Origin of the sequence: Alcanivorax jadensis T9, from assembly GCF_000756655.1 — a bacterium.
GTDB lineage: Bacteria > Pseudomonadota > Gammaproteobacteria > Pseudomonadales > Alcanivoracaceae > Alcanivorax > Alcanivorax jadensis.
Genome location: NZ_ARXU01000013.1, coordinates 46,889 through 58,780, shown reverse-complemented (window position 1 = coordinate 58,780; position 11,892 = coordinate 46,889). Strand labels below are relative to the sequence as shown.

The following is an 11,892-nucleotide window of genomic DNA, read 5'->3' as shown; positions in this document are numbered from 1 at the left end:
TTTACAGACGCTCAATGATGGTGGCGATACCCATGCCACCGCCCACACACAAGGTGCACAGCGCGTACTTCTTGTCGCGACGTTCGAGTTCATCCAGCGCGGTGCCCAGGATCATGGCGCCGGTGGCACCCAGTGGGTGGCCCATGGCGATGGAACCGCCATTCACGTTGGTCACATCCGGGGTGATGTCCATGTCCCTCATGAAGCGCATGGCCACGGCGGCGAACGCTTCGTTGATTTCCCACAGATCAATATCGCTAGCCTTCAGGCCGGCCTTGGCCAGTGCCTTTTTGGCAGCCGGGCCCGGACCAGTCAGCATGATGGTCGGATCGGCACCACTGATCGCTGTGCAGACAATACGGCCACGAGCCTTCATGCCGTAATCCTTGCCAACCTGCTCGTTACCCAGCACGACCAGTGACGCGCCATCCACGATGCCGGAAGAGTTACCGGCGTGATGGACGTGATCGATCTTTTCCAGCCAGTGGTATTTCTGCAGAGCCACCGCATCGAAACCACCCATTTCGCCCATCATGGCGAAAGACGGATTCAGACCGGCAAGGCCATCGGCGGTGGTGCCGGCGCGAACGTGCTCGTCGCGATCCAGTACGGTCAGGCCGTTGAGGTCTGTAACCGGTACCACAGAATTTCCGAAGTAGCCTTTTTCCCAGGCAGTGGCAGCCCGCGCCTGGGATTCGGCAGCGAATTCATCCACATCACGGCGGGAAAAGCCTTCGATGGTGGCGATCAGATCAGCGCCGATGCCCTGGGGGACGAAACCGGTCTTGTAGTTGGTAACCGGGTCCATGGCCCAGGCGCCACCATCAGAGCCCATGGGAATACGGCTCATGGCTTCAACACCACCCGCCAGAATCAGATCATCCCAACCGGAAGCCACTTTCTGGGCACCGGTGTTCACCGCTTCCAGGCCGGAAGCACAGAAACGGTTCAGCTGATAACCTGCCACAGTGTCCGGCAGACCCGCAGCCAGCGCCGCAGTCTTGGCGATACAGGCGCCCTGATCACCCACCGGGGTAACCACGCCCAACAACAGATCATCAATACGGTTGGTGTCCATATTGGGGAAACGGGCTTTCACTTCATCGATCAGGCCGACCACCAAGTCCAGCGGCTTCACCGTATGCAGTGAGCCATCTTTTTTACCCCGACCACGGGGAGTACGGATGGCATCGTAAATATAGGCTTCGGTCATGGAACCTTCCTCTTGCCTCAGGCAGATGTCAGCTCAGCTGACGGGTTGTGAAAGGCGGCACCTGTCAGTGCATGGGTTCAATCATGCGCAACAAAGTGACAGGTACCGGCCAAATGTAGACCGCAGAGATTGCCCTACACGCGCCCGTCACTCAATGACAGGAGTTAACAGCCTGGGTGAGCGGAACGGGCAGTGGTTAACCGCTTGATATGCAAGGCGTCTTGAGGGCCAATGCGAGTCGCTCGAGAGATGGTAAGGTCCGGACATTCGTTTCAGGAGAATTCGCTATGTCCCATAACACCGAGGTGCTGCGCTCCCTGGCCGCTTCCGCCCTGCAGCAGGGTCGCGGCATTGCCAGCAAAGGCCACCGCAAGACACCCCAGGAACCCCTTGAACTGTATGACATGGAAGGCTGCCCGTTTTGCCGCCTGGTTCGCGAAGCATTGACGGATCTGGACCTGGATGTAGTGATTTTCCCCTGCCCCAAGGGGGGTGAGCGTTACCGCCCGCTGGTGGAACGCCTGGGTGGGCGTCAGCAATTCCCCTATCTGATGGACCCGAATACCGGGGCCGCCCTTTACGAATCCGCCGACATCATCGACTACCTGTACCGGGAATACGGCGGCCGCCCGGCGCCGCGCCGCTGGCTGGTTCGCAGCCTGCGCACGGCCGCGGCGGTGTCCGCCTCTCTCCCTCGCGCCTCCCGCGGTCTACGCGCCCAGGACAGCCAGGTGCCGGAACAGGCACTGGAACTCTACTCGTTCGAAGCCAGCCCTTTTGCCAGGCTGGTCCGCGAACGCCTCACCGAGCTGCAACTGCCCTACCTGCTCCGCCAGTGCGGCCGGGATCAGTGGCAAGACTGGGTGCTGCCGCCGCTACGTCGACGCCTTCTTGATGACTACGCACCCCGCCAGCGGAACCGAATTGCCCTGATGGAACGGGCCGGCCGCATCGCCGTTCCCTACCTGGTAGATCCCAATACTGGCGCAGAACTATTCGAATCCGCGGACATTCTGGATTACCTGGATCAGACTTACGGTCGATAATCGCAACCCGGCGCATCAACAAATGGTGTGCCGGACACTTCTCCCTTCCCCGAATTAGTGCTATATAAAGCACTGAGAACCCCCTTTAATTCTGTAAAGAGAGTAGCACCATGGGTCGTCGACATTTTGATGACTATGAACCGGACGATTGGAACGAAGAACACAAGCGCGCTGAACGTGAACGTCGCAAACGTGATGCAAAACGTCATCGGCACGATTCAGAGGACAAAAGTGACTCGCGCGAAAGCCGCGATTCGCGTCCTTACTGAAACAGGTTCCATCTCGGGAGCATTCGCTTCCAGGTCTGAAAACCGGGCTTCATGGATGAAGCCCCTCTCTCGTTTTGGCTAATTATCGCCGTAACGGCTGGCAAGAGTGGTCAGTGCCGCAGCCGTGTTCTCATCCGCCAGAAGTTTGAATCCACCTCGCCAGTGTCCATTGGGCAAATAATCATGCCAGCGGTGTTCCGCCATCACTGTCAATTCACGGTGGCCCGATAAAGCTAGCGGTAATTGTAGTAGTAGTGACTGGCTGCCCTGAGGTGGCGTACCACGCCCGGTAAGGCACAGGCCCTCGTCAGTCAGATTGAGAATATGCCCCACCGGTTTTCGATCGATGGAAGCTCGGACATTCAGTCTCAGTCGAGGCCTGCGGAAACGTCGTCGTTCCATAACTACCTCTCGGGAAGGGTCTCACTGCCAGTTTCTGCCCGCTTTGTGTACCATGCAAGCATGAACTAACGGGTTTTGTGGAGCAGTTCCATGGCCACCAATGACGATGATCTGTTCCGCCAGGAAATGGCGGATGTGACACCGATGAAACCGGATAATCGCGCGACCCAGCCCCGGTCCAAGCGCCCAAACAGTCTGCGCGAACAGCTGCGCCGCGCCGCCGCCATGGACGATCGCCAGGATCGCAATCCCCTCACCGTGCCGGAACAGGTCCCCCGGATTGGCCCCACCGACATTGTCGGAGTCAAGAAAAACGGTGTTCAGGAAGGGGTGTACCGTAAATTGCGACTGGGCAAATACGATGCCCAGGATCTGCTGGATCTGCACCGGGTACGCCTGATGGATGCCCGTGACCGAATGCAGACCTTTCTGATGAAAGCCCACGAACAGGGCTTGCGGTCCGTGCTGATCAACCATGGTAAAGGCGTACACAGCGAGCGTCCCGGCTTCCTGAAAAGCTACGTAATGCACTGGCTCGAGGAGAGTCACCTGGTACTCGCCTTCCATTCCGCCCCACAGAATCAAGGCGGCAGCGGCGCCACCTATGTGCTGATCAGAAAAAGCAGTCAGTCACGGCAGCGCAATAGGGAGTTCTTTATGGAGGCGGGAAAGAACAATAGAAGCAGTTGATAATTGAGAATGGATAATTGATAACTACGCGCCAACAGACTTTGGGTACTTAACCGCTGGAGGCCGCGACCTTACTTTGGGACGCGGCCTCCAGCACTCTAATTAGCTGCCTTGCCTATTCCGCGCCGTTATCAACTATCCATTCTCAATTATCAATTCAACCCTCACCTTCTTATCCGGTTAATCCCGTTGATCGCCGCCACCCGATACGCTTCCGCCATGGTCGGGTAGTTGAAGGTGGTGTCGATGAAGTACTCCAGGGTGTTCAGCTCACCGGGCTGGCGCATGATGGCCTGCCCTACGTGGACAATTTCCATGGCCTGATAGCCGAAGCAATGGATACCCAGCACCGCCAGGGTCTCCCGGTGAAACAGGATTTTCAGCATCCCCACCCGCTCACCGGTAATCTGCGCGCGGGCCAGATTACGAAAGAAGGCCTGCCCGACTTCATAGGGCACCTTGGCTTCGGTGAGCTCCTGCTCGTTACGCCCCACACTACTGATCCCCGGAATGGTATAGATCCCGGTAGGCACGTCGGTCACCTGCCGTACTTCATCGCCAGCAATGGCCGCCGCACAGAAACGGCCCTGATCATAGGACGCACTGGCAAGAGATGGCCAACCCACCACATCGCCGACGGCATAAATACCTTCCACCTCGGTCTTGTAGCGCTCATTGACCTGTAATTGCCCGCGGTTGTTGGGTTTCAGCCCGGCGGCTTCCAGCCCCATGTCCTGAGTGTTGCCGGAACGACCATTACACCAAAGCAAGGCGTCAGCGCGCAGTTTCTTGCCGGACTGCAATTCCAGGGTGACGCCCTCATCGTCGGCAACAACCCGCTGGTACTCCTCATCCTGACGAATGGTGCAGCCCTGCTCGCGCAGGTGATAACTGAGCGCATCGGAAATTTCCGTATCCAGAAAATCCAGCAGATGCTGCCGTGAATTCACCAGGTCAACCCGGATCCCCAGGCCGGTAAAGATGCAGGCATATTCCGAGCCGATCACCCCCGCCCCATAGATGATGATATGGCGCGGCGTATGGTCCATGGTGAGAATGGTATCGGAGTCGTAGATACGGGGATGATCAAAATCCACATCCTCCGGATGATAGGGCCTTGAGCCGGTAGCAATCACCACGTTACGGGTTTTCAACAGATGCAGCCGCCCTTCCCGGTCTTCCACCCTCACCTCATTGTTGCCAAGCAACTCACCCCTTCCACCAAACACCGTCACCCGGTTGCGGATATAGAAATCCGTGCGCACCTGGACCTGGGAATCGATCACCTCACGGGTTCTGACAATCAGGTCCTGCCAGCGGACTTCTCTGGGATTGATGATGCCGCGAAGTAACGGATTGCGCTGGGTACGGATCACCTGGCGGACCAGATGACGAAGCGCCTTGGAAGGGATCGTTCCCCAATGTGTGCAGTTGCCGCCCAGAGACTTCTGGTCTTCGACAATGGCCACTCGCAGGCCTTTTTTTGTCGCCTGCATCGCCGCCGCTTCACCGGCCGGCCCGCTACCGATCACCACCAGATCCCAACCCGCACTGATATCCATTCACTTCTCCTTTCCACGACAGCACTATTATAGGCATGTCCCCTCGCTCGCACGAGTAAGACCAAAGCAGAGGCCTGACCATGTTGGCCAAGACTGGCATGGTGGGGATAGAGGAAAGAATCGTTTCAATTCAATAACAGGAGCCTGACATGGAAGAGCGCAGCGAACAAAAGCCCTCGAAGTTGGCCCGTGGCGGCAAAACGACAGGACGCTGGCTGGTGGCCCACCCGATCGGGGCCCTGCAGATTCTGGCAGTGATACTGGTATCAATTATCGTGCTTCAGAATCTGGAGCCCACCAGCATCGACATCCTGTTCTGGACACTGGTGGACATCCCCAAATTGCTGCTCTTGCTAGCAAGCATGCTGGCCGGGGGGCTGATCTGGGAGCTGTTGCGGCGCAGCCTGCTACGCCGCCGCAAGGCGCCGGCGGCGCCAAAACAGTAATAGCAGGCTGGAGAACAGGCCGAGACTCCAGCTTCCAGCGCTGGTGTCTTCCTGTTCTCCCGGGTATGTGATGGTGAAGGTGGCTGCCGCTGACGTACTACCACAGTAATCCTCCACTTCCAGAGTGAAGCGGTCCTTGAACGGACTGAAGTTGCTATCAGGGATGTATGTCACGGTGCGTGCGTCAGAATTTATGATTATCCCCGTGCCCTGAGCGCTACCCGTTTCATTACTACGTTTAGTAAAATTAGGCTCATCCTTGATTCTAAGCGTTGGCCAATTGATGGAACTCGCGTCACCATCGGGGTCATCAGCAGTAATCTTAAAGGTTACCGATTCACCAGGACGGCTACTGCGGGTCTGCCCAGTGATACTCGGTGCCTTGTTGGTGATACTCATGCTGACAGAAGCATCTGAGGACTGCTGGGCCGGGTTCGCGTTGTCTTCAAAGTTGTACAGGAAAACCAGCCGAGGCGTGTCTCTCTCATCATCATTGAGGGCTTCACAAACTGCATCCTTGGCTGGATCTATTGAATCTGGAATGAAGCCCTGGTTTGAAGGAGTGAACAGGACGATACAATTTTCGGCCACATCTCCATCATCGTAATTGTCCGGATTGCGATTGATAAAACGCTGAGGAAGCGGATCGCCGCATTTCACGTCATAGCCATCAACCGATTCGCTGTAAAATTCCCAGACAAACTCAATGGTGGTGCCATCGGCTTGGGATCCACTACTACCAAGAACATAACGGCGGGTCGCTGAGTCATACGTGTAAGAGCCGGCCGCCGGATTGACCTCCTCTTCCCCGCCGACAATATCAAATTGTGCCGGAGTGAAAACGAACCTGTCGTCCAGTAACGCACCATTTCCATCAAGTAGCTGGATCTCGGCTCCATCACTCGGCAAATCATTATCAAAGACGTCTATCAGGACACGGCGGTCTGGAGCACGCTGGTTATTGGCCTCATCATCAGAAGCGGTAATCTGTTGATATTCGAATGCCCCACGGTCGCACTCCCCCCCGGACGTCCTGGCAATACCACGCAAATCCGTGGCACGGCATCGCAGCGGGGTTGAGGTACCAGATTGCAGATCGTCTTCGTTGCCAGCATCAATGATTAATGCATCGTTGAGATCAGCAGCAACGAGATACGGAGGCGTATAGTCCGTAGAACTACCCGACTCAACGGCAAGGTCAGTGGACATGCCCGCGGTTCCACCTTCCCCATCATCATTGTTCTCATCTGTACCACTTGCCGTACATGCAGCGTCTGAAAACAGGTTATAAACGCTATCGCGCAATTCCCCGGTACCTGTAGAGCAACTGGCTCCACTTGCCGCAACAATACTGTTTGCTAAGCTGACCGAGGCTTCAGAATCCCCCAGTTCAATACCATTTCCCGGAGCATTATTCACGAAGGTCAGATTCATCAGACGGACATTAATATCCACGCCGCTGAGATCCAGGGCCGAGCCTTTCGGTGCACTGTTATCCACAAAGGTACTGTTGGAAAATGCAATAAAATTGCCAGTTGGAATATTCAAATCAAAGGCGCCGCCCTCAACGTCAGCATGGTTGTTCTCAAACGTTGTATCAACAGCGGCAAACCGGAAACTCTCTCCATTCTGAGCTGTGGTTGCCATAACACCACCGGATTGCAACGCCTCATTACCTGTCACATAGGCACGATTGAAGGACACCTGCTTTTCATTGCCGGCGTTGGCCCGTACATAGATAACCCCGCCGGAACGGTCTGCCCGGTTATTGCGAAGTACAACCCGGTCGAAAACCACGGAGCCGCCGGTAATGATTGCACCGCCAAATCCCTGATCACCCACGGGGGTACCTCCAGGCACTGAGGCATTACCGTCTTCCAGCTGGAGATAGCGAAACAATACATTGGGATGGCCATTGCTAACTGGCGCTCGCACTTCGAACAATCGACTCTGCCCATCCCCGATAATTCGGGTAATGGTGTCTTCAGCATCCGGCTCTGCATCATCATCATTGCGAACACCCTTGCCGACCAACTCGACACTGCCCCCCTGGATGACCAGGGTGCCTTCCAGATGGATATCACCAGCAGGTAGCAGGATGCGGTCTTCGCCTTTGGCACCGAAATCACAATCCGGGCTACTGAAAGTGGCCGCATTGGCCAACGCTTCTCGCAAGGTGCACAGGCCATCGTTGGTAATGGAGGGGTTATCATCGAGCAGGGAGTTCACTTCAATATCAGCTGCCAACACTGTGCCCGATAGCATAACGGCAAGGGCAACAAGCCCTGAACGCCACCGACGCAGCAGGCCACTAGCGATCAACGTCAAAAATGCCAGGACTGAAAAAGAACCGCCGCTGTTGCCACCTAGAATGCTCTTGGACTCTGTAAGACCACTGGCCGGTTGCGCCACCATATTGGCGATTTCACTCTGATCCAGACCAATATCGGTGCCACCGGCAAAGGCATGCCGGGAAACCACATAACGAATCTGGTCTACGCCGTGAAAACTGCTGTCAGGGGAATAACGAATACGAGGATAGCCTTGGTCATCAATTTCCACTGATGCCCGTCCACGCTCAGGGGCAACAATAATCGTCATGCAACGTTCGAGTACTTCTTGCTCAAGACAGGCACTATCAATGGCCGGGCAGGTGCCTTCATCAATAATGATCTGTTCCAGACGTCCACAATCCACCATGGTGTCATTTCTGTCGTTTTTCAGCACATCACCGAGTACTGTCCGGCCGCTAATCAGATCAATCTCATCCGGTTGCGCCAGTGCACGCAGAAATTCCACCGCGCCCACGTCACAACGTCCACCAGCACCACCCCGCGATTGACCGCGCATGTCTTCCTTGGCACATTGATCTACCGTTTCCGGGTTACCGCGATCGAACAGGCTGGGAGTCGCCTCCGGTATTGTCGTATCCAACCCGGCGGGTTCCGGGTTAGGGAGAAAGCCAGGAAAATTTCCGCCCAGCTCCTCGGCAGGAATCGGCATGCAGGCTCCGGAGCCGGTCCCCACGCAAGTGACACGACTCATCGTTGCCTCATTCCAGCCAAGCAGTACTTCAGCCGTTGCCCCGTTCGGGTCCAGTGTCACCGGCGTCCCTTCGGTCTGCTCCCGCGGCAAGGGGCATGTCGCATCGTCGGTAATGGTGTAAAGCAGGGTGGCATCGGCATCGTCAATTCCATCCAGCGCAGTACCCGCACAAGCGCCAGCGCTGTTACCCGCCAGCACCGTATTGAAGATAAAAGCGGTACTGAAAGCTTCAGGCGGATCTGCATTCGGGTCGGTCGGCACATCCAGCTGAGCTTCGTCAAGATGCAACGCCAAGCCTTCGTTGAAAACAATCGTCATATTCTGCAGCACAAGCTGGTGCTTTGGCGCTACCAACTGAATCACGCCACCACTATTGTTGGTGATAGTTCCATTCGTCAGATCAAAAAGAATCTGCTGGTCTTCATCTCCATCAAGATAGAACAGGCCACCATCAGACTCCGATTCATTACCTGCCATGTAAAAACGGTGACCGGTAATTTCCCCATCAAATTCGGCAGACGTTGCTATCACGGCACCGTTGCCGCTGGCCACATTGTCTTCGAACAGCGTGCTTTCCGGAAAGTCCAGATTGCTACCGTTCTCAAGGTATACCGCGCCACCGTTGACCGCTTGGCCTCCACGCAACTCGACATTCTCTGCTAAGCCGAGCCCACCCCGAGCCAGGATCAACCCACCATTTTGGTCTGCCGGATCGATTTCATGATTCGCCGAGCCTTCCTGCAGAACAAGATTACTCAGCGTCAGCGAACCTCGCTCCAGCAGGAACAGGCGGCTGTTGCCGCCCGCCGAGATGACCGGCTTTTCCTTGTCTTCCGCTTCTTCAAAGCTGTCCAGAAACACATCAATTCTGATACTCGGCGAAATAGGAGTGTCATCGCCCTCATTAAGATCGACAGGCACTTTCACAACGATCTCTACTAGACAGTCATTTTGGGCTGTTATAGTACATTCGGGGTCCAGAACTTCTTTTGTCTGATCAATAAACTTGATTTTCCTGCCCCCCAAGGGAAGCTCCCCTTCGGTCAACAGGTACGTCTCACCTTCAAGCAAGCGAATGGTGTCATTACCAGTACCCGCCTCACAGGCCCCGACGCTGACTTGGTAACTGATCGCATAGATGGCTTCGCGCAGAGTGCACAAACCACCGCTGGATGCTGCTGTCACCTGGTAATAGCTATCTGCCGGAGTGAAATCGGGGGCATCATTTTCTGTATAAATGACACGATCTGCAGAAACGGCCACATCGTCCGTAGTCTCGATCTTGTAAACGGTTGCCTGGGAGGTGACGGCTGCGAGAATAAGGGCGCAGCCCGCAAGGGTTTGCCAAAGCGCAGTGTGGCGCATGTTGTGCTCCTGCAGGCTTTTTTGTGCCTGGCGTTATTGTTCTAATCTGGATCCAAAATCCGGCAATACTCAGATTGCCGGAAACGTAACCTGATGTAATGAATCATCAATATACCGGTTACTTGCGTAGCAAACTGTTGCTTCTTCGTTAAGCGACCCTTTTTACCACCCCAGCGCATCCTTGACAAAGGGAATAGTGACCGAGCGTTGTTGCGCGAGGGCCATACGGTCAAGGCGGTCCAGCAGCGCCATCAGCGCCCCAGGGCTGCGCTCGCTGCGCAACACGATATAGTGAGCTACATCCTGCTCAATCCGCAGCCCACGGGCCTTGGCTCGCTCTTGCAACACTTTTTGCATATCACCATCTTCCAAAGGGCCAAGCCTGTATACCGGCCCGGCGGCCAAGCGGGTGGCCAGATCCGGCAGCAACAGGCCGGCAGCGGCCGGAGAGGCATTGGCGGTCACCAGAAGGCGCCCGCCCTGCGCCATCAGACGGTTGTAAAGGTGAAACAGGGCTTCTTCCCAGGCCGGATCGCCGGCAAAGCGCTGACAATCATCCAGCGCCAACAGATCGAATTGTTCCATGGCCTCCAGCACCGCCGGCACCAGCGGCAGTAGCTCGCTGGCAGGCAACAGGCAAGCATCCATGCCCTGCTGCTGGGCCAGACGAACCGCCCCTTCCAGCAGGTGGCTCTTGCCCTGCTGTTCCCCGCCCCAGATAAAGGCCTGCCGGTCTGCACCCAGCACCACTTCACGGACACCGGCCAGCGCGGCCCCGTTGGGGCCGGAAAGGAAGTTGGAGAGGTTATTTCCCTCACGCAATTGCAGCGCCAGGGGCAGCTGTGCGCTCATGGATCAGGAACGCCAGCAGTAGCGCCACTGCGGCCCGGCGACCGACTCGTCCGGGCAGGGGCGCAATTGTCGGGAAAGCTCCAGCAGGCTACGTAGCTGGGAATCGCTGGCACCGAAATCCAGGCCGAAAGTCACGCCCTGATCAGTGGTCTGTACCAGCGAAACGGCCCGCATACCACTCAGCCCTGCCAGGAAAGCCTGGAGTTGATGCCAATCAGCGAGCGTTTCCACCTGCTCGACCTCCAACAAGGTGAGCCGCTCGGAAGCGCTGCTGGCCACCGCATAACGTTGGGCGAGCTGATCGGTCACCGCATCCACCAGCGTCGTCACCGCCTGCTCAGCGGAGGCACTTTTCTCACGGCCCTGGTCCAAGGTCTTCTTGCCCTGAAGCACACGCCAGCTCACCGTGGCCGGCGAGCCTTCATATAAGACGGCAGCGACAACAAGCTCATGGGGATAACGGTCGGAAGCGGACAGCAACTGATTATCGAAACGGCCGCGGACATCCGCTACGGTGACCGCATTGCGGTCTTGGCTGTCCCATTCGGGCACTACCAGGGAAAGCCCCCGACGCCGGGCTTCGCCAACCAGGTGGTCGCGCAGTTCATGCTCTCCCGCCACCATGTCTCCACGGCCGGCTCCCTGCTCTACCAACCAGATCAACACCTTAGGACGGGGAAAGCCCCATACCGGCGCCCCTGCTGCCGCCATGAAATCCATCAAGCCGCGAGTGTCATAGCGGACCATCAGTCGATCACCGTCGTAATCGTAGCGAGTGACCCAACGATCCAGCTGCGCCAGAGCCTGCTCTAATACCGGCTGCTCAAGCACCTGTTGTTTGCCACTCAGGCGCACCAGCATGTCCTTCAGCCCTTGCTGCAGAGCCTGCTGGCGCTGAGCCTCGCCACGGCTTTCCACCGTCAGCTCCACTGTATTCAGAGACTCTGCCTGGGCCACAAGGGCCAACCCCAACAACAATGCCACCATTCCAAGAAAACGCAT

9 protein-coding genes are annotated in these 11,892 nt (G+C 56.6%); 3 read left to right on the top strand and 6 right to left on the bottom strand.

All coding sequences use genetic code 11. The annotated features are described in order from the left end of the window. Position 1: 1 nt before the first annotated feature. A complete protein-coding gene (locus T9A_RS13980; protein ID WP_035249602.1) occupies positions 2 to 1,213 on the bottom strand; it encodes an acetyl-CoA C-acetyltransferase in 1,212 nt (403 codons plus the stop codon). Between the two features lie 287 nt (positions 1,214 to 1,500). On the opposite strand from T9A_RS13980, the gene T9A_RS13975 reads away from it, so the two are divergent. Next, positions 1,501 to 2,259: a glutathione S-transferase N-terminal domain-containing protein gene (locus T9A_RS13975; protein ID WP_035249600.1), complete on the top strand. Its 759-nt coding sequence runs from the start codon at positions 1,501 to 1,503 to the stop codon at positions 2,257 to 2,259. 347 nt (positions 2,260 to 2,606) lie between these two features. Here T9A_RS13975 and T9A_RS17110 read toward each other — a convergent pair whose 3' ends face one another. Continuing rightward, a complete protein-coding gene (locus T9A_RS17110; protein ID WP_156964908.1) occupies positions 2,607 to 2,930 on the bottom strand; it encodes a hypothetical protein in 324 nt (107 codons plus the stop codon). Positions 2,931 to 3,020: 90 nt separating this feature from the next. On the opposite strand from T9A_RS17110, the gene smrA reads away from it, so the two are divergent. Then, positions 3,021 to 3,620 (top strand): DNA endonuclease SmrA, encoded by a 600-nt coding sequence (smrA, locus tag T9A_RS13965; RefSeq protein ID WP_035249596.1) that lies wholly within the window; start codon positions 3,021 to 3,023, stop codon positions 3,618 to 3,620. A gap of 164 nt (positions 3,621 to 3,784) precedes the next feature. Here the strand turns inward: smrA and sthA are convergent, their stop codons facing one another. After that, positions 3,785 to 5,182 (bottom strand): Si-specific NAD(P)(+) transhydrogenase, encoded by a 1,398-nt coding sequence (gene sthA, locus T9A_RS13960; protein WP_035249595.1) that lies wholly within the window; start codon positions 5,180 to 5,182, stop codon positions 3,785 to 3,787. Between the two features lie 149 nt (positions 5,183 to 5,331). Here sthA and T9A_RS13955 point away from each other — a divergent pair, with 149 nt between their 5' ends. Beyond that, positions 5,332 to 5,628 carry a hypothetical protein gene (locus T9A_RS13955; protein WP_035249593.1) on the top strand — a complete coding sequence of 99 codons (297 nt, stop codon included), beginning with the start codon at positions 5,332 to 5,334 and terminating at the stop codon, positions 5,626 to 5,628. On the opposite strand, the gene T9A_RS13950 is transcribed toward T9A_RS13955, so the two are convergent. The 3 genes from T9A_RS13950 to T9A_RS13940 all read right to left on the bottom strand — a co-directional run bounded on the left by T9A_RS13950 (position 5,590) and on the right by T9A_RS13940 (position 11,892). Further along, entirely contained in the window at positions 5,590 to 10,038 is a 4,449-nt protein-coding gene (locus T9A_RS13950) for a choice-of-anchor Q domain-containing protein (RefSeq protein WP_035249591.1), read from the bottom strand. The two genes, T9A_RS13955 and T9A_RS13950, sit on opposite strands and share 39 nt — an antisense overlap. Positions 10,039 to 10,200: 162 nt before the next feature. Then, positions 10,201 to 10,890, bottom strand: coding sequence for a DnaA regulatory inactivator Hda (gene hda, locus T9A_RS13945; protein WP_035249589.1), 690 nt, complete (start codon positions 10,888 to 10,890; stop codon positions 10,201 to 10,203). 3 nt (positions 10,891 to 10,893) lie between these two features. Next, complete coding sequence (locus T9A_RS13940; protein ID WP_035249587.1) at positions 10,894 to 11,892, bottom strand: DUF2066 domain-containing protein; 999 nt, start codon at positions 11,890 to 11,892, stop codon at positions 10,894 to 10,896.